The 26,273-nt window shown below is 44.7% G+C and carries 27 protein-coding genes and 1 pseudogene; 14 read left to right on the forward strand and 14 right to left on the reverse strand.

Translation table 11 applies throughout. From position 1 onward, the window contains the following. From KJS28_RS09855 to KJS28_RS09875, 5 genes are all read right to left on the reverse strand, one after another. The gene (locus KJS28_RS09855; RefSeq protein ID WP_002304420.1) at positions 1–624 is read right to left on the reverse strand and encodes a helix-turn-helix domain-containing protein; all 624 of its coding nucleotides are present in this window, start codon (positions 622–624) and stop codon (positions 1–3) included. A 117-nt stretch (positions 625–741) separates the two neighbouring features. After that, positions 742–978, reverse strand: coding sequence for a helix-turn-helix domain-containing protein (locus KJS28_RS09860; RefSeq protein WP_002304418.1), 237 nt, complete (start codon positions 976–978; stop codon positions 742–744). Positions 979–984: 6 nt separating this feature from the next. Then, positions 985–1,389, reverse strand: a complete 405-nt coding sequence (locus KJS28_RS09865) for a type II toxin-antitoxin system PemK/MazF family toxin (RefSeq protein WP_002304415.1) — start codon at positions 1,387–1,389, stop codon at positions 985–987. 517 nt (positions 1,390–1,906) lie between these two features. Next, positions 1,907–2,212: a helix-turn-helix transcriptional regulator gene (locus KJS28_RS09870; protein WP_002304413.1), complete on the reverse strand. Its 306-nt coding sequence runs from the start codon at positions 2,210–2,212 to the stop codon at positions 1,907–1,909. Between the two features lie 262 nt (positions 2,213–2,474). Then, positions 2,475–3,038 carry a hypothetical protein gene (locus tag KJS28_RS09875; RefSeq protein WP_002304412.1) on the reverse strand — a complete coding sequence of 188 codons (564 nt, stop codon included), beginning with the start codon at positions 3,036–3,038 and terminating at the stop codon, positions 2,475–2,477. 286 nt (positions 3,039–3,324) lie between these two features. On the opposite strand from KJS28_RS09875, the gene KJS28_RS09880 reads away from it, so the two are divergent. Further along, positions 3,325–3,774, forward strand: coding sequence for a helix-turn-helix domain-containing protein (locus KJS28_RS09880; RefSeq protein WP_002304411.1), 450 nt, complete (start codon positions 3,325–3,327; stop codon positions 3,772–3,774). 51 nt (positions 3,775–3,825) lie between these two features. Then, positions 3,826–4,380 carry an ImmA/IrrE family metallo-endopeptidase gene (locus tag KJS28_RS09885; RefSeq protein ID WP_002304410.1) on the forward strand — a complete coding sequence of 185 codons (555 nt, stop codon included), beginning with the start codon at positions 3,826–3,828 and terminating at the stop codon, positions 4,378–4,380. A gap of 162 nt (positions 4,381–4,542) precedes the next feature. On the opposite strand, the gene KJS28_RS09890 is transcribed toward KJS28_RS09885, so the two are convergent. Beyond that, the gene (locus KJS28_RS09890) at positions 4,543–4,920 is read right to left on the reverse strand and encodes a helix-turn-helix domain-containing protein (RefSeq protein ID WP_002578940.1); all 378 of its coding nucleotides are present in this window, start codon (positions 4,918–4,920) and stop codon (positions 4,543–4,545) included. Positions 4,921–5,302: 382 nt separating this feature from the next. Here KJS28_RS09890 and KJS28_RS09895 point away from each other — a divergent pair, with 382 nt between their 5' ends. From KJS28_RS09895 to KJS28_RS09945, 12 genes are all read left to right on the forward strand, one after another. Next, complete coding sequence (locus KJS28_RS09895) at positions 5,303–6,439, forward strand: tyrosine-type recombinase/integrase (protein ID WP_002304408.1); 1,137 nt, start codon at positions 5,303–5,305, stop codon at positions 6,437–6,439. Positions 6,440–6,539: 100 nt separating this feature from the next. After that, complete coding sequence (locus tag KJS28_RS09900) at positions 6,540–6,884, forward strand: helix-turn-helix domain-containing protein (RefSeq protein WP_228298374.1); 345 nt, start codon at positions 6,540–6,542, stop codon at positions 6,882–6,884. A gap of 4 nt (positions 6,885–6,888) precedes the next feature. Beyond that, positions 6,889–7,656, forward strand: coding sequence for a 23S rRNA (adenine(2058)-N(6))-methyltransferase Erm(B) (gene erm(B) / locus KJS28_RS09905; protein ID WP_255420040.1), 768 nt, complete (start codon positions 6,889–6,891; stop codon positions 7,654–7,656). Positions 7,657–7,668: 12 nt separating this feature from the next. Continuing rightward, positions 7,669–7,854 (forward strand): epsilon antitoxin, encoded by a 186-nt coding sequence (locus KJS28_RS09910; protein WP_002293774.1) that lies wholly within the window; start codon positions 7,669–7,671, stop codon positions 7,852–7,854. A 1-nt stretch (position 7,855) separates the two neighbouring features. Continuing rightward, the gene (locus KJS28_RS12825) at positions 7,856–8,017 is read left to right on the forward strand and encodes a hypothetical protein (protein WP_002304403.1); all 162 of its coding nucleotides are present in this window, start codon (positions 7,856–7,858) and stop codon (positions 8,015–8,017) included. A 47-nt stretch (positions 8,018–8,064) separates the two neighbouring features. Beyond that, positions 8,065–8,610, forward strand: a complete 546-nt coding sequence (locus KJS28_RS09920) for a P-loop nucleotide/nucleoside kinase family protein (protein WP_002304402.1) — start codon at positions 8,065–8,067, stop codon at positions 8,608–8,610. A gap of 1,093 nt (positions 8,611–9,703) precedes the next feature. Further along, complete coding sequence (locus KJS28_RS12515; protein ID WP_228298375.1) at positions 9,704–9,868, forward strand: hypothetical protein; 165 nt, start codon at positions 9,704–9,706, stop codon at positions 9,866–9,868. Between the two features lie 38 nt (positions 9,869–9,906). Next, complete coding sequence (locus KJS28_RS09925) at positions 9,907–10,572, forward strand: hypothetical protein (protein WP_228298376.1); 666 nt, start codon at positions 9,907–9,909, stop codon at positions 10,570–10,572. Between the two features lie 19 nt (positions 10,573–10,591). Continuing rightward, a complete protein-coding gene (locus tag KJS28_RS09930; protein WP_002304399.1) occupies positions 10,592–11,632 on the forward strand; it encodes a hypothetical protein in 1,041 nt (346 codons plus the stop codon). Between the two features lie 9 nt (positions 11,633–11,641). After that, positions 11,642–11,896: a hypothetical protein gene (locus tag KJS28_RS09935; protein WP_002588965.1), complete on the forward strand. Its 255-nt coding sequence runs from the start codon at positions 11,642–11,644 to the stop codon at positions 11,894–11,896. A gap of 16 nt (positions 11,897–11,912) precedes the next feature. Next, positions 11,913–12,176 carry a DUF1292 domain-containing protein gene (locus KJS28_RS09940; protein ID WP_002304397.1) on the forward strand — a complete coding sequence of 88 codons (264 nt, stop codon included), beginning with the start codon at positions 11,913–11,915 and terminating at the stop codon, positions 12,174–12,176. Between the two features lie 49 nt (positions 12,177–12,225). Next, entirely contained in the window at positions 12,226–13,095 is an 870-nt protein-coding gene (locus KJS28_RS09945) for a zinc metalloprotease HtpX (RefSeq protein WP_002588966.1), read from the forward strand. A gap of 278 nt (positions 13,096–13,373) precedes the next feature. Here the strand turns inward: KJS28_RS09945 and KJS28_RS09950 are convergent, their stop codons facing one another. From KJS28_RS09950 to KJS28_RS09985, 8 genes and pseudogenes are all read right to left on the reverse strand, one after another. After that, positions 13,374–14,786: a relaxase/mobilization nuclease domain-containing protein gene (locus KJS28_RS09950; RefSeq protein WP_002578945.1), complete on the reverse strand. Its 1,413-nt coding sequence runs from the start codon at positions 14,784–14,786 to the stop codon at positions 13,374–13,376. A 62-nt stretch (positions 14,787–14,848) separates the two neighbouring features. Then, on the reverse strand, positions 14,849–15,133 hold the full coding sequence (locus tag KJS28_RS09955) for a hypothetical protein (RefSeq protein WP_002578946.1): 285 nt from the start codon (positions 15,131–15,133) through the stop codon (positions 14,849–14,851). A gap of 116 nt (positions 15,134–15,249) precedes the next feature. Next, the gene (locus KJS28_RS09960) at positions 15,250–15,582 is read right to left on the reverse strand and encodes a plasmid mobilization protein (RefSeq protein WP_002578947.1); all 333 of its coding nucleotides are present in this window, start codon (positions 15,580–15,582) and stop codon (positions 15,250–15,252) included. After that, positions 15,582–23,912 (reverse strand): helicase-like domain-containing protein, encoded by an 8,331-nt coding sequence (locus KJS28_RS09965; protein WP_002304391.1) that lies wholly within the window; start codon positions 23,910–23,912, stop codon positions 15,582–15,584. Before KJS28_RS09965 ends, KJS28_RS09960 begins: the two co-directional genes overlap by 1 nt. A gap of 18 nt (positions 23,913–23,930) precedes the next feature. Next, positions 23,931–24,137 (reverse strand): transposon-transfer assisting family protein, encoded by a 207-nt coding sequence (locus tag KJS28_RS09970; RefSeq protein ID WP_002578948.1) that lies wholly within the window; start codon positions 24,135–24,137, stop codon positions 23,931–23,933. Further along, complete coding sequence (locus KJS28_RS09975; protein WP_002304389.1) at positions 24,134–24,730, reverse strand: YodL domain-containing protein; 597 nt, start codon at positions 24,728–24,730, stop codon at positions 24,134–24,136. Before KJS28_RS09975 ends, KJS28_RS09970 begins: the two co-directional genes overlap by 4 nt. Positions 24,731–24,743: 13 nt before the next feature. Then, positions 24,744–25,589 (reverse strand): LPD16 domain-containing protein, encoded by an 846-nt coding sequence (locus KJS28_RS09980; RefSeq protein WP_002304387.1) that lies wholly within the window; start codon positions 25,587–25,589, stop codon positions 24,744–24,746. Continuing rightward, positions 25,586–26,266, reverse strand: a pseudogene (locus KJS28_RS09985) (DNA topoisomerase); the annotation flags it as partial. The gene KJS28_RS09980 and the pseudogene KJS28_RS09985, both read right to left, overlap by 4 nt. Positions 26,267–26,273 lie beyond the last annotated feature (7 nt).

A 26,273-nucleotide genomic window follows, 5' to 3' on the forward strand; every position in this document is an offset into this window, starting at 1 on the left:
TCAGCTCCTTTCCTGTCTATCTTCCGCTAACTGGTAGCGGGTCTGATTGTGATACCATTTTTCAAAGCTCTCTTTGGTAGCTCGCTTATACCTGCCAACCTTGATAAGCTCAAAATCTTCATTGGCAACGATATAGTAAATGGTCTGACGATGTACCCCAAGCATTCTTGCCATTTCCGGCAGACCGTAGGTGGATGCCATAATATCTGCATCCAGTTCCTGATCCTCTACCGTGCGGTAATCGGTTTGAGAAGCATACCATCTTTCAAAGCTCTCCTTTGTCACTCTGCGCTTGCCCAGGACATCGACCACATCAAAATGCCCTTTGGCAACCAGTTCGTAAGCAGTCGCTTCTTTCAGCCCAAGGCGCTGTCCAAGCTCCTCCATTGAATATGTAGTTTTCTTCAATTCCTCGCCGGGAGGGGTTCCATCGACCTTCTGGTATTTGAACTGATTGGCATACCATTCTTCAAAGCTGTCGATCATCACCCTCATGGTGTTGCCGACAAGAATGGTTTTGAAGTAATTCTTCTTAATGAGCCAGTATGACTCCGTTTTACCAAGACCGAGCATCCTGCCCATTTCCAGAACAGACATACTCGTGCGTTTTCTCATTTCCGCCATCGTACAACCTCCTATGTAAAAAATGTAGCCATGTGTTTCTTGTCATGGCTACATTTTATCGAACTCTCAATATGTTTTGAAGTTTGTCGCCGGGTTGTACGACGCCCTTGACAAATCTTACATTTGATGATCCAACCACTCATCAAAACTCTTTTTGGAGATTCTGATACTGCCACCGATGCGGACGCTATGGAAAACTTTCTTTTTCACAAGGTTGTATGCGCTGGTTCTGCTGATGCCCAGAATATCCTGAATCTCATCAACCGTATAGGTTCTCTTATCAAACTGAACTGCGTTAGCAGCCATCGCTTCTTCGGTGCGCTGATTCATGGCAGCGATTCTTTCTTCAAACATTTATGTTCACTCCTTCGCTCTCTTTGCTTTATGTTTTGGGGAACGCTTTTTCAGCTGTTCCATTGCCAGGCTGACAGATAAGGCTTTCTCAATCGCTACCATTTCACGGGGCGTTACCTTACCTAAGTAATTATCAATCCTGCTTTTATCAATGGTACGAATCTGTTCCAGCTGAACAACGGACGCTTCTTTGAATGCAGGATTGTCGTAAATAACAAAGTGCGTCGGCATATTCGCTTTCTTATGGATTCTGGTGGTGACCGTTGCCACAATCAATGTGGGAGCGTGTTTATTACCGGTATCGTTCTGAATGACGATAACCGGACGGATGCCGCCTTGTTCCGACCCAACTACCGGGTCCAGCTTGGCGCAATAAATATCACCACGGCAATATACCCAATTTTCTTTCATCATGTGCCATGACCTCCTTTCGTTGGCTATGTAATAACTGACTGCCAGAAAGGAATCAGGCAGTCAGTCCAAAAGTCTATGTGTCCCATATTTGCCACGCACCCCTGGGAAAGAGGGCTTACGCCCTCAGGGAATCACCGAACGACTGATTGCGAATCAGTTCCATAGGAATCTAACCTCTGCCGGGTTCTCCGCCAGCTCCGTAGAGAAGTATCTTTAATCCTGTTGCTTTCATGGCCGTATTGGGAGCAACCCAATATTTACAAGCCAGTATTGATCGCTGGCATCGGGAGAGAGACAAGCGCTTAATTTATAGAAGAAAGTCGTTCTGTTTCTCTATCCGATACGTCTCGGCGTACCGCTGATGTGGCTGATGCTCTCGCACCGGCAACAGGAACGTATTCGATGACTGTGTATTCAGTTTTCAAGGATCAAGCAGCCGATTTTCTTTGGCTGTATCTAAATTGTACCTGTTCCTCATGCAAGTTTTTATTGCCTCGTAGGTATAGTTTTGAGGTTATTCACGACCTAAAAATATGTAATCAAGGGTTGTCTCAAAGCGCACAACCAGTTCGATTGCCAAATCAATAGAGATACCTCTGTTGCCGGTTTCAATTCGTGCAATGGTGTTTGCGGCAACACCTAACTGCTCCGCAAGCTGTTCCTGTGTAAGCCCATGTTCCTTTCTCAAGGCTTTAATTCTTTTTCCGCTTTCAACCAAGTCGTAATACATTTTCGTTCCTCCGTGTTTTTGAATTTGTGAAGTTGCAAAATCAAAAACAGCGGGAGGAGATCGTGCCCGATTCTCAATACCCTTTGCCATCTGCCTGTCCTCCTTGCAGGCATAAAAAAAGAGCCGGAGTAAATTACTCCAAGCTCTCGTTCATGCCTTTGTGTTAATTATGGGGGAAAATAGGCAGGTATAAAAAAAGCCCCGTACCCATTACAGGCACGAGGCGTAACTCTCTCTATTCAATTTTATGCCGCTATCTCCCAGCATAGCCATTTTAACACTGGACAAGTCGGACTTTCAGTAGGGGAACCGTCGTATTTTCATCGGATTTTAGTCGGACTAAAATCCTGTCTTAGCATTCACAATAACACAATGCTTCTTCCTCCCGGGCACTTTCCAGGAAATCTTTCAATTTAGGAATGGCTGTTCCCCAAAGTGACAGACCAAATAACAGTATCGCTTCTTTCTTTCGGTCATAGTAGGTGCTGCGTTCCATATTCAAAACCTCCAGCATTTCTGATTCCCTGTACTTGAAGCGGTTGAGATATGCCTTTGAGATAATCTCACAGTACAGAGCGCCTTTATCTGGATATTCTCTGATTTTCAACATAGCCATATCTACCAGTTCAATGATCCACTTTGTCTCAAATAAGCTGCGAATGCGTTCTTCAAATCGTTCTCTCGCTTCATCCGGAGCAAAGTTCTCCAGATAAATCAATGCACCATCTAAGCTGTCACCGTAAGTACAAATAAGGGTATCACATACATCATTCGCACGATCAATGGTAGACCAGCACACCTCTCGATATATGGATAAAATCAGCTTTGCTCTTTCATACAGAACCTTCTCGTCAATGTTCTGCATCCGGCAAAGCATTCGAATACTGCTTAATACCTGTGTATTATATCTGCTCATTCAGAATCTCCTTTCAGCCTAATCCATAAAATAAGAATTCCTTTCTAACTCCTGTCACTTGGCTAAAGGGAAACAAATACCATGGGACAAGAATGACTATAACTTCCGATATTTGATTAAAATAACAGAAGTGAAATCGGAAGTTCTTGACTTTATAAAAGTTCCGATATATAATTAAGTGGAATTAAAACTTCTGTTATGATTCTTATTATAGCATTTTCCAGAAGTTTGTCAACAAATAATCGGAAGTTACGAATAAATATTTTTTGAAAGGAAGGATACTACCATGACATTTGGAGAAAAAATTAAAGAAGCTCGTTTGGCTATGAACCTATCTCAAACGGAGCTTGCCCAGATGACCGGCATTTCCGAAAGATCCCTTTACACCTATGAGCAGCTCGGAACACTCCCCAGAAAAAGCAACATCAGAAAACTTGCTGAAGCACTGCATATCTCTGTGTCCTATCTTTTGGACGAATCTGAAACGGATAGCCAGAGCCATATAGATCAGGATATGTTTATTTTAGAGGCAAAGGAAAACTTCGGTTCAAAAGGAGCAAAAGAAGCTCAGGAAGTGTTGGGTCGTGTAAATTCTCTGTTTGCCGGTGGAGAATTGGACGAGGACGCAAAAGATGTATTCTTCCAGGCGATTATGTCAGTTTATATGGACTCTAAGAAAACAGCACGGGAAAAGTACACTCCGAAGAAATACAGAAAGCATAAAGATAAAGAGTAAAATCCTCAAGCACAGAATATGTTTTCTGTGTGCGATTCGGAGGTGAAGCAAATGAAAACGGCAGAGCATATCATTGAAACTGTCGATAAGCTTGTGCGAAAATATCACACCAGAGACCCTTACGAGCTATGTCAGCTGTTAGGTATCAAAATCCACTATTACGATTTACAGAAGAAATTGAAGGGCTTCTTCTATTACCAGTCCAGACAAAAGAATATCGTGATAGATCACAATGTGAACGGTATCCTGGAGCGTATATTAGTCGCACATGAATTAGGACACGCTGTCCTGCATACAAAAATCGCTATGATGCACGGCTTTCAAGAAATGGAAGTTTTTGATGATAGATCAATCGAAGAAAATGAAGCAAACTTCTTTGCGGCGGAGCTTCTGTTAGAAGATGGGAAAGTCCTGGAATGCCTTTCGGAACACACATTTTTTGAAACGGCTAAAATGCTCTATGTACCGGCAGCATTATTAGACTACAAATTCAGCCTGCTCCACGAAAAAGGAGAGCTGGTAAATTCGATGTATATTCGTAAAGCAGATTTCCTGAAAGAAGATCTTCATGCCTACGATAACGACATTGGTTATGGCGATATATGAATATCTATTTTTATATCTTTACAGAAAAAGTCCACCAGTACGATGCGTAGTGCATCATGACTGGTGGACTTTTTGCTTCTTAAAGAATCAGTATATTGTGCTGCAAAAAAGAACCCCATAGCAGTTCACTCTGTACCGTCAATGGGCTTCTTTTTCATTATATCAATCAAGCTCCGCTTTTTTTATCATCTCTTGCTGGTCAATCAAGACATCAATCAACTTTCCTACGGTTATCAATGTTGTTACATTACACTTTTTCAGTTTTGCAGCAATCTCATTATCAATGATGCTGTCGCATTTTGCATATGGGGTATCCAGTAAAAAATAGTCAAAGTTCTTTTCCAAGACGAATGCCAGTTTTAGAAGCATTGCCAAAGAAACTTTCGTCTGTCCAACTTCAACATGGCTCATATGATTGTTCGAGCAACCAACCAACGCACCCAAATCAGCCTGACTATAACCCTTTTCCAGTCGGGCAGCTCTAATGCGCTGACCAATCTTAACGTAATCAATTTCCGGTTGCGTTTCAATCACCTCCATGCTGTGTATGATTCTGCTATACATTATAAAATGTACCAAAAATCTCAACAACCAACATCGGGTGCAAGTTGCATTTATAAATGCAATATGATAAAATTTTATAGGCAGATTGCATTAAATGATAGAATGAAAAGAACCCCAAGACGACAATATGAGCTATCTTGAGGTTCTTTAAAATAAAAAATTCGTAGAGTACATTACTCCACGAATCGCATTCTTCTCTGTTTTTTTTAGTTTATATCTTTATTTTACAAATTGTCGCACTGTTTGTCAATATGTTAGGGACATAAAACACGAGGTTTTGCACAAAAATCCATCTTAGAAAGTTCCAAAGTCACAATTTGCCGTCAGAATTATAGTCATATTGAAGGAGGTGTACCTTATGGCACGAAAAGGAGAAAATATTTACAAAAGGAAAGACGGCAGATGGGAAGGAAGATACATTAAGTCCCGATCTTCTACAGGCAAAGCCAATTACGGTTATGTTTATGCAAAGTCATATCGAGAAGTCAAGGCAAAACTTATCAGTCAAAGTTCGTGCACGAGTAATTCTGTCACTGTCGATCCAGAAATTAGCTCAGATCAATTTGAACAGGTTGCTATGGAATGGTTTCAAGCTATATGTCCTAAAGTGAAGGAATCTACAAGCAACAAATATAGGAATCTTCTCAGCTCGTATATACTTCCTGTGTTCGGAAGCAAACAATTGCGTGATATAACACACGAGTTTATTGAAACGCAGTGTAATTTTTTCCTTGTTTCTGGTGGATTAAAGGAGAATGGACTTTCCTCTAAAACTGTTTCAGATATTTTATCTCTAATTCGAAATGTCTTACAATTTGCCACCCGAAACGGGAAAGCCATTTCTTGTGACGCACGATCTATACAGATAAAACGTCAAACGAAGGAAATGAGAGTTTTGAGTCGTGCTGAACAGGAAAAATTATGCCAATACTTGTATTCTAATCTTGATTCCTGCAATATTGGTATATTAGTATGTTTATTCACTGGTCTCAGAGTAGGTGAAATTTGTGCGTTACGATGGGAAGATGTTTCATTCTCAGATTACACAATCCACGTGCATCAAACGCTCCAGAGAATCCAAGATAGAACCAACAGTGAATACAAGACAAGGATTGTTGTTACCACACCAAAAAGTGCTTGCTCCATCCGTACTATTCCAGTACCCCATGGCTTAATGACTATTCTTACAGCACACAAAGCTTCTTCTACTGGCTACATCCTAACCAATAGCGATCAGAATCCATTAGAACCAAGAACCATGCAAAATCATTTTAAGAAGGTATTGAAAAACAGCGGAATCACCTCCGCAAATTATCACTCGTTACGTCATACATTTGCTACAAGGTGCATAGAGCTTGGATTCGATGTAAAAAGTCTCAGCGAAATATTGGGTCATGCCAGCGTGAATATTACAATGAATCGCTATGTACACCCATCCATGGATTTAAAAAGAGAAAATATGCAACGGCTTTCTGATTTATTAGCCGTCAAATAAATTGTCAACACCGTCAAATAATGCTGAGTTTTCAGTGTTTGGCGGTGTTTTTTCGTGGAGTAATGTACTCTACGAAAGAGTATACCCAGGAGGAGATTTATTGATTCAATTTGTAGGGCGAGATGCTTATAAGCAGTTTTGGAATTTTAGTAAAGATGAGAAAGAGAACTTGGCCACTCAATTGGCGATTGAGTTACCCGCACTCAGAGGAAAAGTTGGTGCATCACAAGAAGAAATTGCTTCGGCTGTTGGTATTTCACGACAAACTTATAGTGCCTACGAAAATCGGACACGCCCAATTCCATGGAGTTTATATCTAGCACTATTGTTTTATTGTGATTACATTCCAAGTACACATTATATGATTCGCCAGCTTGAATTATTCCCAAATGAATTAGACGAATGTTGGTTAGCTGGTAGAGTTTTTATTGAGGAAGAAAAATGAGCGAATATTCACAGCAAATAAAAAGGGATATTACATGAACAAAAATATAAAATATTCTCAAAACTTTTTAACGAGTGAAAAAGTACTCAACCAAATAATAAAACAATTGAATTTAAAAGAAACCGATACCGTTTACGAAATTGGAACAGGTAAAGGGCATTTAACGACGAAACTGGCTAAAATAAGTAAACAGGTAACGTCTATTGAATTAGACAGTCATCTATTCAACTTATCGTCAGAAAAATTAAAACTGAATACTCGTGTCACTTTAATTCACCAAGATATTCTACAGTTTCAATTCCCTAACAAACAGAGGTATAAAATTGTTGGGAGTATTCCTTACCATTTAAGCACACAAATTATTAAAAAAGTGGTTTTTGAAAGCCATGCGTCTGACATCTATCTGATTGTTGAAGAAGGATTCTACAAGCGTACCTTGGATATTCACCGAACACTAGGGTTGCTCTTGCACACTCAAGTCTCGATTCAGCAATTGCTTAAGCTGCCAGCGGAATGCTTTCATCCTAAACCAAAAGTAAACAGTGTCTTAATAAAACTTACCCGCCATACCACAGATGTTCCAGATAAATATTGGAAGCTATATACGTACTTTGTTTCAAAATGGGTCAATCGAGAATATCGTCAACTGTTTACTAAAAATCAGTTTCATCAAGCAATGAAACACGCCAAAGTAAACAATTTAAGTACCGTTACTTATGAGCAAGTATTGTCTATTTTTAATAGTTATCTATTATTTAACGGGAGGAAATAATTAAACTATGTTTTGAACCATGAATTAAATAAAAATGACTCTCAATTATTGGAAGTCAATTTATTAAACCAATTAAAGCTTGCAAAACGTGTAAATCTTTTTGATTATTCTTTAGAAGAATTACAAGCCGTTCATGAGTATTGGCGGTCAATGAATCGTTACTCAAAACAAGTTTTGAATAAAGAGAAAGTGGCTTAATATGGCAAATATAGTCAATTTTACTGACAAACAGTTTGAGAATCGCTTAAATGATAATTTAGAAGAATTGGTTCAAGTAAAAAAGCGGTTGAATCGCCAACCGCTTTTTTACTTGGTGGGCAATCAGGGTCAGGGAAAACCAGTTTGCGAAGAAGATGATTGAGCAGGCAGGAACAAAGTGATAAATTCAAATTGTGAGGGAAAATACAGATGAATCAAGGAAGAATTATTGTGATTACAGGCTCACCGGGGACAGGAAAAACAACAACTGCGTCAATTGTCGCAAAGGAATCAGATATGGATAAATCAGTGCATATGCACACCGATGACTTTTTTCATTACTTAAGCAAAGGCGCAATACCACCACATTTGCCAGAATCCAACAAGCAAAATCTGGTTGTCATTGAAGCCTTTTTAGAAGCTGCAAAGCGATATGCTCGTGGCGGATATGATGTAATTGTAGATGGGATTGTCGGGCCATGGTTTTTGGAGCCATGGAAAGCTCTTGCCCAAGAAGATTACGAGGTACACTATATTGTATTAAGAGCGAGTAAAAAAGAAACTATGAAGCGAGCTGTGGAACGCTCAAAATTAGATAGAAAAACAAATATTGAATTAGTGGAAACAATGTGGGAGCAATTTTCCGGTTTGGGGATATATGAATCAAATGTCATAGACACAACTACATTCACAATTAAAGATACGGTTTCCGCAATAAAAGAAAGAGTTGCATGTGGGACGTCTTTACTATCTTAGACATTCCCATTTGTCAGGAAGATAGCAAAGCCAGCCGAGCCAGTCAACGGTCAAGATGAACGGCGCATTTCATGCGCCGCCGTTGACAGTCACGCCCGTCTTTGCTAAAAAGTAATCAAGGCGGGAAAGCCCTAAAATGGCTTCCCGCCCATTTCAATTTTTAGAAAAGAAACGCTCCAAAATCAGAAAGAGAGCGTCCAAGCACTTTGAGGGATTGGCCGCCTTGTCCACCCATTCAGCGGGACAGCGGGCGGAGGTCAAGGCCGGGTGTAAACCCGTTCATTTCAGCTTAGAAACCCTTCATAAAACGGGCTTATTTAGCGATATAAGGCTTTATAATAGAGAAGGAGTGAAACTTCTATTCAAGTTTAGAAACGCCTTCCATTAGTCCGAAAGAGACCTTAGAAAGAGAATTAAATCGTAAAGTATCAGGGAAAGAAATTCAACCGACTTTGGAGAGAATAGAGCAAAAAATGGTTCAAAATCAACACCAAGAAACCCCTGAATTTAAAGCAATTCAACAAAAATTGGAAAGCTTGCAGCTACCTACACCACCAATACCCAAAACACCTAAACTTCCAGGACTTTAAACCTTAAAAAAGGAAAAGAGTAGTTACCAAAAAACGGTAACTACTCTTTTTTTATAAAAACCTTTCCTCATGTTTGAAAAGCTGATCGAGAAATAAAGCACACAACGGTATTCTTTCTTTTTTCAGTTGGTACATTTTGCAGTCTGTAACGTGTCATTTACTGTTTGTTACCTTAACATATCCAGTCGAAAACACAAGGGTATATAAACGAGCAAGCTCGCCCTTGTGTTTTCTTTGTGTCTATGTTGCGTTCTCGTCACAGCAAACGACACGAACACACTGGCGAAAATGAACCAACAAAACGAAAAAAGAAAGGAGCGTATACTTCACAGACGGTGTTAAGGATACTTACCAGATGAAACCGTACATTGCACCGACCGCTGCTGAGTTGGAACAATTTCTTTCCTCTCTAAATTAAATCTTGCCGAAGCAGTGATGTGTCAGACTTTCCTGACACATCGCCGCTTTGCACTTCACAAAATCCGCTGCCAGGAGGTGATGAAATGAGTATGGTAAATGCTGACTCCGTTCAGCTATTCGCAATGCTGAAAAAAATGCAGGATTCCATTTCCTCCATCGAAACTACCAAAAAATCTGTAAAGATGAAATATGAACAGTTAGGTGCTGGATGGCAAGATAAAAAATACAACGAGTTGGGCGTGGTGTAAGAGACTGCAACAAGGCTCTCAATGACATATTGGTAATTATGCTTCAAGCAGAAAAATATGTGGCTTTACTCGCCAAGAGCCTTAGTGAATACGAAAGTGTTCAACTAGGATCTACAAATGGAATATCTGCAAGCACACCTCAGACCAGTAGTTTTGCTGTTACACCATCAAGTGCAGATACAACCACCTTTGAGTCAAATACCTTTGGTTCTAATCTTGCATTTGTTCAAGACAGACTATCAGCTGAACGATATTTTTCCCGTGGAAATCACTATGAAGAATATCGAGATTATTGGGAGAACGGGAACTATACCTTTTCTCGAAATGAAAATCCAGAACTCGTATACGTTAGAGCAAGGGATATTGAAGGAGTTTATCTCAGTGACCGAGAACTTGGGAACCCGGAAGGATTTTGGACACGGAATGGTCGAGAGGGATGGTCGAGAGAAAACATTCTAAGGCGAGCTTCGCACATCCAAGATGTTCGTCAAAATACTGAGTCAGGAATGTCTTTGGATGAGCTTTCACAAAACCCAGTGTTAGATGATACCATTCGTAGCTATTACAATAATCCTGTCCAGGTTGCGCAGGTAGGTTCTTATTATGTATTTCAGAGTGATGGGCGACATCGAACACTTGCAGCTCAATCGCTTGATACATATATCCCGGTTTTAGTAACAGGTAGCTACACTCGAAATGATTAACAAATGAGGAGGTGAGTGTTTGAGCAACGTAAATGCTGATGCAACTCAATTACTGACAATACTGAAAAATATGCGGACCTCCATTTCTTCTATCGAAACTACAAGAAGTTCTGTGAAGATGAAATATCAGCAATTGGGAATTGGATGGAATGACAAGAAGTACGATGAGCTGGGAACTATCGTAAAAGATTGCAACAAAGCCCTGAATGATATTTTACAGATTATGCTTCAGGCCGAAAAATACGTTGCTTCACTTGCCAAAAGTGTACAAGAATATGATAATGTTAATTTGGACACTCCTTCTGCACGAAATTCTTTCCTCCAGGGTCTGCAAACACCTAATGTTGGTAATTCGTCTTATCAGTATTGCCTTGGCGTGCTAACCCAAGGTAGCACACCAGACGGATATATCGCTGTTATATCACAACGCCATGAAAATGCAGAGCAGAATGTCAGAGAAGTGTTTGACCATTTCGCTGGTAAACTGATGATACAAGATTCTGAATATCCACCGGATCAGACAGCACATTACTCACCGGGAAATTATATAGGGCATTCACGAGGAGTCTACTACAATGCAGCTTCTGATATGACAAATCCAAGAGGTGCAGGAACAACTTATTTCCACGAGCTTGCTCACATGATCGACCATGCTTCGTGCAACTATCGGAGCAATCTATCCAATACTCCAGAATTTGCTGAGGCACTGGTTGAGGACGGACAAAGAATCCTGAGCTTATATAACAATCTTCCAGTGGAAAAGCAAACTGCTTTTCTGACCCGTATTAGGCAGGATTCAGCTCACTCCTTCTCGGACTTAATTGATGCGACAACAAATGGTCAATTGCACGGAAATTATGGTCACTCAAGGAACTATTGGACGAGACCGGGCAATCTACAAGCAGAAGCCTTTGCCCACTTTTTCGAAGCGTCTATGGGAGACCAAGGCAAATTAGAGCTATTAGCAAATTTCTTTCCTACAGCGTTTGGTATTTTTTCTTCAATGATTGATTCTATTAGACCAGATAATCATGTTAGGGTCTTGAGCAGAGAAAGGTAGGTGCATACAATGGACAAAAACAAGAGCGTTGCAGATTTTATGAATAGCTTCCTTAATACACCTGAACCGAAAATTGATAATGAGTATTATGAAATCGAAGAACAGTATTTTCGGCAATTCGGTCATGGTGTCCCAAGGGAAATGTTGCCTGATAGCATTTCAACGGAACAAATTAAACAAGCCATGAAAAAATGCATTCTTTCCAAAAAGGATAATCTCTTTGAACTATTAGGCATCATTATCAACGATAATTATTTATATTAAGAAAAGGAACGACGACATGGATGAAGACAACATTATAACTTTGAATGATGAGAATGGGAACGAAGTTGAATTTGAATTTCTTGACTTAATACCGTATCGCCAGAACGAATATGTTGTCCTGCTTCCTATTGGAGATTCGGATGGGCAAGTTGTTATTTTGCAGCTGAAAGAAATTGACGATGAAACAGAAGAATATGTTGGTGTTGAAAACGAATTTGTGTTAGAGACTGTCTTTGCTCTGTTCAAAGAGCGAAACAAAGATTTCTTTACATTTGAGTAATTAAACAATGCAAGCTCAAACCAACAACACGATAAAAGGGGGGTGCATTATGGATATTTGGCATCGTGTAGGCAGAATTGTTCGCTTCTCAAACTTAGGAACTCTTCTGTTCTTTACTCTTAATATTCTGCTGATTGTTGCTGTGTTCGGTTCGTCAGGAAGCATTGTTGAACTGATTTGTATTTACTTTTTCACAGTAGCTATCAGCTTATCCCCATTAGGCGAAATGTGCCTGGCTGCCTTCGCAGGAGCAAGCGATATAAAAAGAGTAGATATAAAACTTCGAGTTGTCCCGCTGGTTCAATATGTTTTAGATAAAGCAAAAGAGAACACATCATACTGTCCTAAAAAAGTGAAAGTGAAGATTATCCATGATCCTGCTCCAAATGCATTTGCTCTAGGTAGGCAAACACTATGCATAACTGACGGATTGCTTTTACTCTCCGATGATATGATACTTGGAATTCTCGCCCATGAGATCGGACATCTCTCATACGGACATACTGTTATCCAATTATTGATTGGCGGGGGCAATATATTTATATCCGGGTGCCTCCTGTTAATCAAAATATCCTACTGGATTTTTTCTGCAATCATGGGGCTGTTCGCAATATGCTCTCGTAGTGGTGTAATGGGTATAATTACCGCAGTTTTCGCAGGAATATCAACAGCACTTTCTTGGTTATGGGTAAAGTTCTGTATGCTTTTTCTGATGTGGTCTATGAGACAAAATGAGTATCTGGCTGATGAATTTGCTTATAAAATTGGTTTTGGTCTTGAATTAGCGACGGTATTAGACCAACATATCTCAGATGTTCCGCATGATGGTTTTCTCAGTGCAATATACTCAACTCATCCATGCAACGATGATAGGGTTGCAGCATTGCAAAATTTAGGTGTACCCTATTCTCGATACTAAATTCATAATCTCACAAATTGGCAAGCAGTGTAAACCTGTACAGGTTCACTCATTTTCTCGATTTTCCCTTCGGTGCAATCTTCGCAAATTTGCTTGTTGGGGAAGCATCCCCAATCCCCTTTGAACATCATCTGCCGATGATGGCTACACGATTTTCAATCGTTTCTCAAAGAACAGTAGAATAAAAATTTGCCCATGGTTGAAAGCACCGAAATCGAAAAGCAAAAAAGCAGCCACGATCCGCACCCTTTGGGGAGTGCAGACCGTGGCTTTTTGCTTTAACGGAAGTTCTTCTTTTCCTCTTTCTCTTTCTCTTTTTCCTGCTCTTTCTGCCTGTCGATATTCAAAATCGTTTCAACCGTCCGTTTGGCAATCAGCAGTTCTTCTTTCTCTTTTCTGATCTGACGGTACTCAGCGTAGTCCTGCTTTTTCTGGACTGCCAGCTGATGAAACTCCTCATACAATGATTGCATGGACGGGAGCTTTGTAATCTGCAATTCATCAAAGGCTTGCTTCGCCGCTTTATGAATTGTGATTTCCTGACGGTGTTCTTCAAAGAATTTTTTGCTATATCCAGACTTGCGGTACTCGATATAAATTTGCCTTGTGTTGCGATAATTTTTGATGTGCTGCTGCAACGCCTGAACCTCAACCATACGTTTCTCTGCGACCTTGATAGAATCAGAAAGCGCATCGAACCGGGCAGACAGATTTTCAATATGAGCAGTCAGATCGTCGTAGTTGCCCAAGCCTTTTTCTTTCAGTAGGATTACCGTTCGGGCAGCTTCTTTTCGGTTGAACTTCTTCGCCCACTTTTCATAACCGACCGTCTTGCCCTCGGCCATCTTTGCCTGAATATCAATCAGCATCTGGAACTGCTTCGGGGCAGGAGCCTTGGCAGAGCCGCCTTTTGATTTGTGCAGGTTCTTGCCGGAGATAACCGCTTGAATTTCCTCTTTGCTATATCCTTCGCCCAGGGAACGCAGCCGAATGAAACGCTTCTGATTCTCGCCCTTGAACGCAGGCTGCTTTCCATCCTTGAACTCAAATCCCATGTCAGCCAGAGCCTGAACAAAGCCATCAAAGCTCTTTGGTTTCTGCTTCAGCACCGCATCAATCGCATCACATAATTCGTCACGCTGGGTACGCTTCTTGGGATAAACAGTTCTTTTCTGGCGCTCCCGATACGGCTTCGGTGTAATAATGGACAGCCCGTGTTCCAGGCAAACCATATCACTGAGTCTTTGCACCGCCAGACCGGAAAGAAAGAAGTTTTTGAATTTCCGTGTGGCATCCAGCGAGGTCGAATTATAAATGATATGATTGTGAATGTGGGATTTGTCGATGTGGGTCGCAACGATGAAAGCGTGTTTTCCCTTTGTCCATCGCATCGCTGTTTCATAGCCGACTTGGTTCGCTTCTTCCGGGGTGATTTCTCCCGGCTTAAAGGACTGGCGTATCTGGTATGCGATGATATTGTTCTTCTGCTGTCTGCCGGTAATATGCTGATACTGCCGTTTGGAAAGCAGAAATTCCTCATCTGCTGTCTTTGGATCACACTCATAGGAACTGATAAATTCGCCATCATTGGTTTTTGCGGCATTTTGTGAGTAGTCGGTTCTGTCTGCCAAACATTGAGCGACCGTCTTTCCCTTATTCACATGGAGTGCAATCAATCTTGTCGCTGCCATTCCCATCACTTCCTTCCCAAAAAGAAAAAGCCACCGGTCGGTGACTTTTCTCTGATATTATCTTATGACCTGATAAATGCTCCCAGACTTTCTCCAATATTCTCGACTTTCATAACAGCCCAGACGAGCAAGAACACCGCTGCTATTGTCGCAATTCCAAGAACCACAAGAATAAGCAGGGACTGCCACAAAGCCTTTACAATGCAGTAAATCGCAGATCCGCCAATGACCAAGAGCAATAAACCAATTACATAGGACACAACATTTGTAAGCAGATTTCCAAGAATGCAAATCACTTTTACAACGAACAGCACCGGCAGTGCCAATATCTTCAATACCAGCTTCATAGGCTCAACCCCTTTCTTTTAATTATATTGTACAAGGGTATCTGCCATAACGCAATGATGTCAACCCTTATGTAAAAGCCGCAGCCGAAACTGCGACTTCCCAACAAGTTGTCGGATTACTGGATTGAGGACAGGCGAACAAGAACTTCTCTCATGTCCGTCCAGATCTCCTCCAGCCGTTTTTGCAAATCCTCAATGTCAGCACGATAGATGCTGCCTGTTTCGTTCGCTCGCTTTGCGTACTGGTTCAGGTTGTTGGAGCAGATTCGCAGGAGCGAAACCAGGGCTTTCACATCCTGCAAATCCAGTCTGATACAGTAACCATCCAGAGCCATTTTCCGCAGATAGGCTCCCATGCTGCGGATGCCAAGCTCGTCCATCTTCTCATGGATTCGCTCGACCTCCTCCTTGGATGCAAGGAAATGAACATCCTGATCTCGCTTTGCCATTACAACACCTCCTCACGGGTTTCAGAGTATTTTGCAGGCGGGATATGCTCCGCTTTGGATTTCAGATCAGCCAACACAGAAGGACGCTCTGACTCGCTTCTTTCGTCACGATTTTCCACAGAGTCCTCCATATTCAGGGCTGCATCCAGTTCTGCCAGTCGCTGACTTTTGGCTGTCAGCTCTGCTTCCTGCGGGAACGGTTTTCCAACCTCCGCCTTGGCTGCTTCCTGCTGATTGTAGAGATTATTCAACTGCTCATTGGCTCGTTCTAAGCGCTCAAGGATGCCTGCAAGGGCATTGTCCAGTCGGGTGATATTTCCTCGTGCGTCCGTTCCAAGGGCTACTCTGTGGCTCACAGCGCCCTTCAGGGTCACATCGAACTCGTTCCGGAAACTGTCAAACGAAAGCTCCATCTGAAAGCCACGGTAACTGCCAAGAGGAACCGGATCGGCACTTTTCGTGTCCTTACAAGCCGCAAGGAGGATTTCACCGGCATCTGCCTTTTCGGTGTAGGCTTTGCCCATGATTTCCATGCCGCAAAAGCCATCGGCAATCTGCGGGTGTGCTTCCACGGTTTTAATATCAGCTTCAAAGCCATGAATATAGCCTGTCTGCTTTTCAATCTCAGCCGGGAAGTATTTCAGAAGCTTATCTTCCATACGGTACTGCTGGCTCTGGTGGTCAGCTTTCAGCACCTTCAGCCTTGCCACATCAATGTCCAAGTCCATCTTTTCCTTGATAAGCGGATTGCCGGCACACAGCGCCTTGATCTCCGCATAGGACAGCGCCTGCTCATCCACATCGTCACAGGAGCGAACCGGTGATTTGGAGGTCATAATCTGAGAAATAAACTTCTGCTTGTTTTCCAAGGTCTGATACAGGTAGGCATCGAAGGTTCCCTCGGTCACATACTGATACACCTGAACCTCTTTGTTCCGGTTGCCCTGACGGATGATACGACCGTTTCTCTGGGTCATATCAGACGGACGCCAACCCACATCCAAGTGGTGAACTGCCACCAATTTGTCCTGGACGTTGGTTCCTGCACCCATCTTTTGCGTACTGCCAAGAAGCACTCGCACCTGCCCGGTACGAACCTTGGCAAAGAGGTCTTTTTTCTTTGCCTCGGTATCTGCATCATGGATAAAGGCAACTTCTTCCGCAGGCACACCGTTTGCAATCAGCTTGGTTTTGACATCATCATAGACATTGAAGGTTCCATCATTTTTCGGTGTGCTAAGGTCGCAGAACACCAACTGGGTCAATTTGTCAGCCTGACCGTCCTGCCAGATACGCAGGATATTTCCCACGCAGGCATTGAGCTTGCTGTCAGGGTCATCGGGTAACAGGGTGTTCATTAGCCGCTGATCCAGTCCCAATTTTCGTCCGTCGCTGGTAATCTTGAGCATATTATCGACGGACGGGTCTACAATACCGGCATGAACATCTGCTGCTCTCTCTGAAAGGGAAGCCACCATATCCTTCTGGTACTCAGAGGGCTGAACCACAACCGTTTCAAACTTTGCTTCGGGAACAGGGAGATGCAACTGGTCAGAGGTCTTGATGTCGGCAACCTCCTTGAACATATTCATCAGTTCAGGCAGGTTGAAGAACTTCGCAAATCGGGTTCTGGCACGATAGCCGGTTCCCTCCGGTGCAAGCTCAATCGCAGTTGTTGTTTCTCCGAAGGTCGATGCCCAGGAATCAAAATGGGTCAGGTTCTTTTGCTGGAGCGTACTGTACTGGAGATAGCGCATGACCGTATAAAGCTCGGTCATCGAGTTACTTACTGGAGTACCGGTTGCAAAGATCACACCACGCCCGCCGGTCAGCTCATCCATATAGCGGCACTTCATAAACATATCCGAAGATTTCTGGGCTTCGGAGGTGGACAGACCTGCCACATTTCGCATTTTTGTGTAGAGGAACAAATTCTTGAACGCATGGCTTTCGTCCACAAACAGCCGGTCTACACCCAACTGCTCAAAGGTAATGACATCATCTTTCTTGTCAGCGGCAAGGAGCTTGTCCAGTCTGGCTTCCAATGATTTTCGTGTTTTCTCCATCTGCTTGATCGTGAAGTTTTCGCCACGCTGCCATTTCAGCTCCGCAATCGCACCCTCGATCTCATCAATCTGCTCCCGCAGCTGCCGTTCCTGTCGTTCGGCAGAAAGCGGGATTTTTTCAAACTGGCTGTGACCGATGATGACTGCATCATAGTCACCCGTTGCGATACGAGCGCAGAACTTCTTACGGTTTGCTGTTTCAAAATCCTTCTTGGTGGCAACAAGGAGCTTGGCACTCGGATAGAGGTGCAGGAACTCGTTTGCCCACTGTAAGGTCAAGTGATTCGGCACAACGAACAGGGATTTCTGGCTCAATCCAAGCCGTTTACTCTCCATAGCCGATGCAGCCATCTCGAAGGTCTTGCCCGCACCAACTTCGTGTGCAAGCAGCGTATTTCCACCATATAGCACATGAGCGATAGCATTTCTCTGGTGTTCACGGAGGGTAATATCCGGGTTCATGCCGCCGAAACGGATATGAGAGCCATCATACTCACGAGGTCTGGTGGAGTTAAAAAGTTCGTTGTACTTGGTGGAAAGGGTTTCTCGTCTGTGCGGATCTCTCCAAATCCAATCTCGGAACGCATCCTTGATTGCCTGCTGTTTCTGCTGTGCCAGGGTAGTTTCTTTTTTATTGAGGACACGCTTCTGCTTACCATCTGCATCTTCAATCGTATCATAGATACGAATATCCTTCAGATTCAGCGTTTCCTCCAGAATCCGATATGCGTTGGCTCGCTCTGTACCGTAGGTGACATACGCCGCCACATCGTTGTAGTTGGGAGAACTCTTACCGTTGATGCGCCACTCTGCGGTCAGCTCGGAGAACTTGACCTCAATGGAACGGCGCAAGTAATACGGCGTTTCAAAGGTTTCCTCCATGAACTGCTGAATATAATCGGCATCAATCCATGTTGCACCCAAACGCACATCAATCTCGGACGCATCCAAGTCCTTCGGCTGTGCTTTCTGCAAGGCTTCCACATTGATGTGGAAGGAAGAATCCCTGTCTGCCGCCATCTGTGCGACACGCAGCTTGCTTCTTACATCGCCGGAAAGGTAATCATCGGCAGTCTGCCATCCAACTTCCACAGCATCGGGAGCCATCGGGTCTTTGAAGATCACCCCTCGAAGCTCTGCCTGAATCGCATCGTATTCTCCAGGTGTTCCAAGCAGCTGTGCCATAAACGGCAAATCCACCTTGCCACGCTCACCGATAGAGATTGCCAGAGCTTCGGACGGCGTATCCACGCTCGTCACTCTGCGTTCCGGCTTGATGGTTCGCTTGGTGAACATATCCGCCTTGCTTTTCAGATTGCCGTCCTCATCCACATTTTCCAGAGAACACAGGAGATAGTAGGAGGAATCGTCAGCAAATGCCTGACCATTGGCTCGATTATTGATAAGCCCGTTCTTTGCGGCAAACGCATCGTAGGCATCATTCAGTTCTGCCTGTTTCTGAGTAATCATTTCATCCGGGTAATCCTCAAGCTGATATTCGATCAGCTCGTTGACGATACCACGAAGTTCCACCATGCCCATCACACGGTCTTTTGCTTTCTCATTCAGGTCTACACGGCGCATCAGGGAGTTTTCACGGAAGTACACATTGCCATCCACCACGGTATAAGAGAAATTCTTTACATCCGGGGTTGCAGGAATGGTTTCGATTTCCTTACCCTTGTCAGCTTCGGGAAGCTCCACAGCCTGATAGGTTCCTTGGATGTGGGAAACTGCTTCTTTCAGAAGTTCGGACAGTTCCATGCCCTCAATGGGACGCACTGTAATGTCCATGCCGTAGGCGGTACTTTCTTCCACCGTATCGCCCAGAACCATTTCAGGATGAGCGACAAAGTAGCTGTTCATGGTGTGTCCTTCTTCGGTGCGGTCAAGGTTTACCCATTCCGGTACAATGTCAATCGGATGGTCACGCTTTTGCAGGAACAGGATGTCGGACACGACTTCCGTGCCTGCGTTTTTCTTAAAGGCATCGTTTGGCAGACGGATTGCACCAAGCAGTTCCGCCCTCTGCGCCATATATCGCCTTGCGTCAGAGTTCTTGGAATCCATGGTGTAACGGCTTGTCACAAAAGCGACCACACCACCGGGACGAACCTGATCCAAAGCCTTGGCAAAGAAATAGTTGTGAATGGAGAATCCCAGCTTGTCATACGGCTTGTCGGACACTTTGTAGTTGCCGAAAGGGACATTACCCACAGCCAGATCGTAAAAGTCTCGGCGGTCTGTCGTTTCAAAACCGGCTACTTTGATTTCTGCGTTGGGATAGAGCTTCTGAGCAATTCTGCCGGTGATGGAATCCAGTTCCACACCATACAAACGGCTGCTCTGCATTTCAGGAGGGAGCATACCAAAGAAGTTGCCGATACCCATAGCAGGCTCCAGAATATTTCCTGTTTCAAAGCCCATCTGTCCGACCGCATCGTAGATGGAGCGAATGACCGTAGGGCTGGTGTAATGTGCATTCAGGGTGGAAGCTCTTGCCGCAGCATATTCATCTTCGGAAAGCAGGTTTTTCAGTGTCTGATACTCCTTCGCCCAATTTCCCTTGTCCGGGTCAAAGGCATCTGCCAGACCGCCCCAACCGACATAATTCGACAAAATCTCCTGTTCTTCGGTAGTGGCGTTCCTGTTCTCGCTTTCCAGTTTGAACAGAGTTTCAATGGCTGCGATGTTTCTTGCGAATTTCTGCTTCGGTCCACCTTCACCGATGTTGTCATCCGTGATGTGGAAGTTCACCGCAGGAACAGGTGGGATTTCTCTGGTGGTGATGGACTGCTCAAGCTGAGCGATAATGTCCATGACTTCGGCATTCTGCCATCCGTCCACCTGGGCATAATCCTGAATGATGGTGTCCTTTCCATCTACGCACTGTACGAAGTCCAGACTACCCGGCAGATCTCTGGTATTCATTGCACCCAGGGCTTTTCTCTGCGTGTCAGGAAGTGCATAGTAGGCTCGCAGGGCATCATCAAAGGAACTGTATTCCTTGATGTCCAGCGCACCCCGCTTCTGAATGTCCTCGGCAACATAAAAATGATCGATGAAGTGTTCCGGTTCCTGCTGTTCGGGTTCCGCACTGGCTCTGACCTGTGCGTGTGCCTTTTCGTCAGGGTAGTCCCCATAGATACGGATGCACTTATGCTCCTGCTGATCGTAAACGGCAGCACCATCGTACTTGAATCCGTCATCCTCCATGGTTCCGTCCACATAGCCCTGGGCAGCTTTTTCCGCTTCTTCCAGAGTGTAGTAGTCCAGTTTATCATCGAAGCCGTTTTCAAAGTGATGGTAGGCGGCAACCAGATAGCGGGGAGCCATGCGCTCCTCGTAGCTGTTAATCATCTCAGGTGTCAGCCATTCTGGTTTGTCGGGAATCATTTCATACAGCTCACGCATCTTGGCAATCTGTGCATGGCGGTTGCCTGCCCACAGATGCTTTTCGCTGTGCTGTCCTGCACCAAGGAAGTATTCGCAGTCCATACGCAGACGGTCTAACAGCTGATACTCAGGGGTGTAGTCCCTCGGTTCGGTTTTGCCCAGAAAATCCTCTGTAACGGGCTTTTCTTCGGTTTGGGCATCAACCCTTACCGCATGGTTTCTTTCGTCCTGAGAGAGCATACGCTCGAAATTCTCACGATTCTCGGCACGGAAGATGGGATAAGCAAGCGTAGGGTCACGCAGCTGAACTTCTCTGTCCGTGATCTGCTCCACACGGAAAGCTGTATCGTCCAGATATACCGTGTCACCGACCTGATAATTCCATTTCGGTTCCTCGGAAGCAGATGCTTCCACAACTTCGGCAGGCTCTGCCACAGGCGCTTCTGGCTGAACCGACTCCATCGCAGCTACGGACTGACGAACTTCCTCCAAATAGTCATTGGCAAGCCATTCGTCCGTGAAGTATTCCGTAACGCCTTCCGGGTCTACATAGTAGTCATCGGTCTGATTATCCCAGATCGCATACTCGCCATCCTCGGTATCAATCACTGCGAAACGGTCATAAACATCTTCCAACGGATCAGTTTTAGCTTCTTCGATAGCCTGTCGTTCCGCTTCTTCCTCCGGGCTGAGGTAGCGTCCCTTTCGTATCAGACCGTCGATTCTCTGCACCACCTGCGCCCAGGACATCTGCAATTTATCGCAACCGCTCTTGGTGTAAGCAACACCCTTGGCATCGTGATCCTGACCGCTGTGCGTTGCACCAGAGCAGGCATGGGAATGACCACCGGTTCCGTATTCATGCTTCAGGAAGTCCATCTTTTCCTTGGCAGAATGATTCTCCTGCCAGTAGTTATAAATACGGGCTTTACCACCGGAAAAGCCGCTTCCACGGGTCAAGTCTGCATTGACTTCATCATCCGTAATGAACTGGCGGACAAGGGGCATCTGCATCATATCGGTCTGATACTCACGCAAAGGCATATTCAACTCATACAGCTGTTTCTGAATGAGATTCAGCTTGTGATAGTGAAAACGAAGCAGATCGGGATTTTCCGCAAGGGTTTTTCTAAATTCCGAATACTGCTGTACCAAGGTTGCGTGGAAACGAGGGTCATCCAACTTTTCAGCCAAGTCTGCGGTTTCGTCAGGGAAACCACGAAACGGTTCCTGATGAAGAATTGCCAGATAGTTGCTGGAACGGGCTTCTTCACTCAAATCGTGATAAAGATGCCACAGGGATTCTGCCAACTTCTGACGCTCATATCCGGATGCTTCTACCAGTTCCACATTAGTTGCGAACCGACCATTTTCAAGCAGTTCTCCAATGCGCTCGGCAACCGTTTCCCAAGAAACGATCTGCGCTCTGGGGCTGTCAATGGCAGAGGAACCTTTGGCAAGGTGGATACCGTCCTCGGCATACCACGCACAGATATTCCCGCTATCTTCTTTCAGACCATAGCCGCCGTGATAGACCTGCTTTAAGGTCTGAACGATTTCTTCCAACGGCTTCTGCTTCATATATTCCAGCGCTACGACTTTTCGGGCTTCATCGGTATTGCTACCAAGCAGAAGGAAGTGGTCGATTTCTTCCTGGGCAAAAGAAAAAGCAGAGGGCGTAAAGCTCTCTGCTCGGTCGATAAAACTGATTTGTTCATTTTCGGAGAGGAAAAGGTTCAGACTCAGCTGTTGATAAGCTCCGTCATCACGACTTCCTCCGCCTGTGCTTTCAGGCTGTTCATGTGCTGCACCCACGCCATCTGCTGCGTTTCCTTGTCCGGTGCGGGGCTGTCCTTCAGGTACTGCTCCATCAGAAACTCCACTCTGGCTTTCGCTGTTTCCTCGATCTCCCACAGGTGCGGGAACAGGCTCTCCGTCAGAATCATGTCGTTCAGGAGCATCGGATTGTTCTGTTCCAAAAATGCTCGACGCATCCTGCCGTACTTGCCCAGAGGTTTCTCTCCCTCGTTCTCCAACTGAAGGTTCGGAATCTGATAATCTCCGGCCTGTCTGTAAGTCATCTCGCTCATAATCTGTACTCCTTTCGGTAGCTTTAATCTGCTCATGTTCTCCAATCGCTTTTTCGATTTCCTGAAACATCCTTGTGCTGATGGCATTCACCGCAGTACCAAGGGCATTTACCGTCTGTCTGGTGTTAAAATCAAACACCTTCTGGAAATCCTCATGCTCGAAGTAGTTGTCGGGACTTTCCACGAACCGGCAATACATCGTATAGGATACGCTGTTTGCCACCGCATTTTTGAAAGCTACTTCGATGTTGAGTTCATCATACTCCTCAAGGAAGCTGTTGGCAACGATGTCGAGGAACTGCTTTTTGTAATCGTCCCAATACTCAGCCGCCAGTGCGGATGCAATATCTTCAAGCTGTGCTTCCAGTACCCCGTCAGCGGCAACACCGAAGGTACGCTCCATCGCTTCCATGACATAGGAGCGGTTTTCAGGCGTCACCTCCCACGGTTTCAGTTCCGGGGAAGAACGGCGAACGCCGGTATCCGCCACATCAAACACATAGCGCAGATACGGTTTATCCCTGTTCATCACAAACAGAGCAATGCCGGTAGAGCCACGCTTTACATATCTGCGGTAATTTTCAGCGTTCCAGTCCTCATAGGGCTTGCAAAAGGTCGCATTGGGGCGCTGAGCATAAATCATCACCTGTTCCGGATAGGTGAACTCATAGTTGCGGGACATCGTTCTCAAAAACGAAGTCCAGTTATCTGTGTTCGAGGTGATTTTCCCAATCGTTTCTTTTGCTAATCCGGAATAAAATCGCTCTTTTGCGTTCATTGTATCCCTCCAATCCTATCAATCCGGATAAAGGTTCAGCTTCTCAAAGGCGGCATCGTCCATGGCTGAAACTTTACGGAGAACCGAGTCTGCCAAAGCAAAAAGCTCTGACTCGTCCTCCGAAAGCTGTTCCTTCATCAGTGTCAGTGCTTCACACAGCCCTGACCTTGTGCCAGGGCTGTAAAGCATCATCATGTTCCGCTCATCCTGTGTGAAATCCATCATTCAATCTCCCTTTCCGGGTGGCTCTTGGGCGGCTTATGGGAAACATCCGGCACGGGCTTTTCCTTTAACTGCTCCAACACCGAAGGACGTTCCTCTAATCCGGACGCTTTTCCGTTATTGATGATACCGTCAATCATCCCATAATCATCTTCCATTGCCATCTCTGCGTTTTTCAGGTAGTTTTCGGACTTCATAAAGTTTTCCAGCTTCTGAAACCCAACAGAATCTACATAGTGAAAGGATACCTCACCGACTACCTTTAAGGCTACGATGTCGCTGACCGACATACTGTGACCACGGAAATCATCCGGGTGGTCAATATTGAACTTTACATACAAATCTTCCAGCTGCCGATTCACATCCTCGGACATAGAAATGGAGCCATGATAGACCACCTCGTAACGGTCAATCTCAGGCTCCATTTCTTTCTTCTGAAGGTAGCTGTAATTTGCAAACATGAGCGGGATATTATCGTCTACATCTTCCCGCAGCTGAAGAATCGCATAGGAATCCGTGGGGCTTTCCAGAAAAGCAACCATTCTGTCATCCGGGGTGGTATTTCCGTGAACATCATCCCATTTTTCGTTTTTCATATCCGTGTCCTCCTTATCGTTCAGGCTCTTTGCGTTTGGGAGAGGGACTGGCAGGCGCAGCTTTTTCTGCGGCCTGTGCCAGTTTTTCCATGACCGACTCACGCTTCGGAGAGTCGAGCTTATCCAGCTGACTTTTCAGCACTTTGGCAACCTCAACCGCAGTTTCCTCACGGGCTTCTTCAATGGCTGTATTCAGGAACTCACGATACGGAGCCGTATTACCAGCGGCAAGATCTGCCTTGATTTCTTGGATATGCGCCTGCACATCATCGACCTGATCCATATATTCATAGGGGTCGAAGTTCTCTGCAAAACGGTCGAGCTTAAAAGCAAGCTCAGCGATAGGGTCATTGACCACCACCGCCTGTCTGCCGACTTCAAAAGCCTGCTCCATGACATCCTCATAGAACATTGCCCGCAGTTCCCGGCGCTCCAGCCCGAAGGATTCCAGAATATCCCGGCGGACTTCGAGCATGGACAGTTCAGGGTTATCAACCTGACCGCCATCAATCTCGTTGTAGTTTTCATCCAACAGGGTGTAGTCGTAACCATCTTCGCAGGTCTGCACCGCAAGGATTCTATCCTTTCCGACCTTCCATGCGGCTTCATCGCCCATAATCTCAGGCTCCGGCATATAGCTTGCGCCGTTGCGCTCCATAATTTCTGCAAACTGGCAGATATGAAACACATTGTATCCGATCTGCGTATGATACTCGTCAATGAAGGTGCAGGGCTTCACAACCATTTCATCCGGGTAGTGAATCTGCACACAGCTGCCATCGGGGATATGAAACAAATCCTTATAATGGCTGTCGATAAATCGGATTTCCTTACCATCCGGGTTGTACTCATTTGTCATTTGCGCTTTCCTCCATTTTCAAATTCCATACTGAACTTCGTTTTGCCATCATCTGATACCTCCATAAAGACGGTGGCATCAAAGGTGTTGCCCGTTCTTTCGGACTTGCAATTCTTGAGCTTTACCTTGCCGGAACCAAGCAATTTCTGCGCCGTGGCAGAAGTCATGCTCTTGCCGATGCTCGCAAAGTAGCGATTGTTTTTCCAGAGGGCAAATTTGCAAGCTCTGTTGGAACAGAAAAATGCCTTGGCTTTGTCCTCTACAGCACTGCCGCAGAGCGGGCATTTGCCGATAGAATTGGCTTCTTTCGACATCATAACCTCGGAATCACGGATTACTTCATAGTTCTGAATCAGACCGGCAATCACATCTTTGATCTCGTCCATAAAGTCCTCGCTGGCATATTCGCCTTTCTCAATGAGCAACAATTTTTCTTCCCAATCCGCCGTCATGGATGGGGACTGAATCTGTTCCGGCATGACTGTTACCAGAGCCGTACCCTTGTGGGTCGGAATCAGGTGTTTGGTTTTCTTATCACCCTTACGCTCCAGAAAACCGATGCGAACCAGCTTCTCAATGATACCGGCACGGGTCGCAGGCGTTCCCAAACCTTTGCGCTCCACCTCATCAGGCATTTCGTCCGCACCGGCAGTTTCCATAGCAGAAAGCAGAGTATCCTCTGAA

The sequence above is a fragment of the Vescimonas coprocola genome, from assembly GCF_018408575.1.
GTDB classification, from domain to species: domain Bacteria; phylum Bacillota; class Clostridia; order Oscillospirales; family Oscillospiraceae; genus Vescimonas; species Vescimonas coprocola.

Excerpts from the sequence above, each read along its gene's own strand:
- KJS28_RS09855 (WP_002304420.1), bottom strand. The coding sequence starts at position 624 with ATGGCGGAAATGAGAAAACGCACGAGTATGTCTGTTCTGGAAATGGGC.
- KJS28_RS09860 (WP_002304418.1), bottom strand. The coding sequence starts at position 978 with ATGTTTGAAGAAAGAATCGCTGCCATGAATCAGCGCACCGAAGAAGCG.
- KJS28_RS09865 (WP_002304415.1), bottom strand. The coding sequence starts at position 1,389 with ATGAAAGAAAATTGGGTATATTGCCGTGGTGATATTTATTGCGCCAAG.
- KJS28_RS09870 (WP_002304413.1), bottom strand. The coding sequence starts at position 2,212 with ATGGCAAAGGGTATTGAGAATCGGGCACGATCTCCTCCCGCTGTTTTT.
- KJS28_RS09875 (WP_002304412.1), bottom strand. The coding sequence starts at position 3,038 with ATGAGCAGATATAATACACAGGTATTAAGCAGTATTCGAATGCTTTGC.
- KJS28_RS09880 (WP_002304411.1), top strand. The coding sequence starts at position 3,325 with ATGACATTTGGAGAAAAAATTAAAGAAGCTCGTTTGGCTATGAACCTA.
- KJS28_RS09885 (WP_002304410.1), top strand. The coding sequence starts at position 3,826 with ATGAAAACGGCAGAGCATATCATTGAAACTGTCGATAAGCTTGTGCGA.
- KJS28_RS09890 (WP_002578940.1), bottom strand. The coding sequence starts at position 4,920 with ATGGAGGTGATTGAAACGCAACCGGAAATTGATTACGTTAAGATTGGT.
- KJS28_RS09895 (WP_002304408.1), top strand. The coding sequence starts at position 5,303 with ATGGCACGAAAAGGAGAAAATATTTACAAAAGGAAAGACGGCAGATGG.
- KJS28_RS12825 (WP_002304403.1), top strand. The coding sequence starts at position 7,856 with ATGGCAAATATAGTCAATTTTACTGACAAACAGTTTGAGAATCGCTTA.
- KJS28_RS09920 (WP_002304402.1), top strand. The coding sequence starts at position 8,065 with ATGAATCAAGGAAGAATTATTGTGATTACAGGCTCACCGGGGACAGGA.
- KJS28_RS12515 (WP_228298375.1), top strand. The coding sequence starts at position 9,704 with ATGAGTATGGTAAATGCTGACTCCGTTCAGCTATTCGCAATGCTGAAA.
- KJS28_RS09925 (WP_228298376.1), top strand. The coding sequence starts at position 9,907 with ATGCTTCAAGCAGAAAAATATGTGGCTTTACTCGCCAAGAGCCTTAGT.
- KJS28_RS09935 (WP_002588965.1), top strand. The coding sequence starts at position 11,642 with ATGGACAAAAACAAGAGCGTTGCAGATTTTATGAATAGCTTCCTTAAT.
- KJS28_RS09940 (WP_002304397.1), top strand. The coding sequence starts at position 11,913 with ATGGATGAAGACAACATTATAACTTTGAATGATGAGAATGGGAACGAA.
- KJS28_RS09945 (WP_002588966.1), top strand. The coding sequence starts at position 12,226 with ATGGATATTTGGCATCGTGTAGGCAGAATTGTTCGCTTCTCAAACTTA.
- KJS28_RS09950 (WP_002578945.1), bottom strand. The coding sequence starts at position 14,786 with ATGGCAGCGACAAGATTGATTGCACTCCATGTGAATAAGGGAAAGACG.
- KJS28_RS09955 (WP_002578946.1), bottom strand. The coding sequence starts at position 15,133 with ATGAAGCTGGTATTGAAGATATTGGCACTGCCGGTGCTGTTCGTTGTA.
- KJS28_RS09960 (WP_002578947.1), bottom strand. The coding sequence starts at position 15,582 with ATGGCAAAGCGAGATCAGGATGTTCATTTCCTTGCATCCAAGGAGGAG.
- KJS28_RS09965 (WP_002304391.1), bottom strand. The coding sequence starts at position 23,912 with ATGAACGCAAAAGAGCGATTTTATTCCGGATTAGCAAAAGAAACGATT.
- KJS28_RS09970 (WP_002578948.1), bottom strand. The coding sequence starts at position 24,137 with ATGATGGATTTCACACAGGATGAGCGGAACATGATGATGCTTTACAGC.
- KJS28_RS09975 (WP_002304389.1), bottom strand. The coding sequence starts at position 24,730 with ATGAAAAACGAAAAATGGGATGATGTTCACGGAAATACCACCCCGGAT.
- KJS28_RS09980 (WP_002304387.1), bottom strand. The coding sequence starts at position 25,589 with ATGACAAATGAGTACAACCCGGATGGTAAGGAAATCCGATTTATCGAC.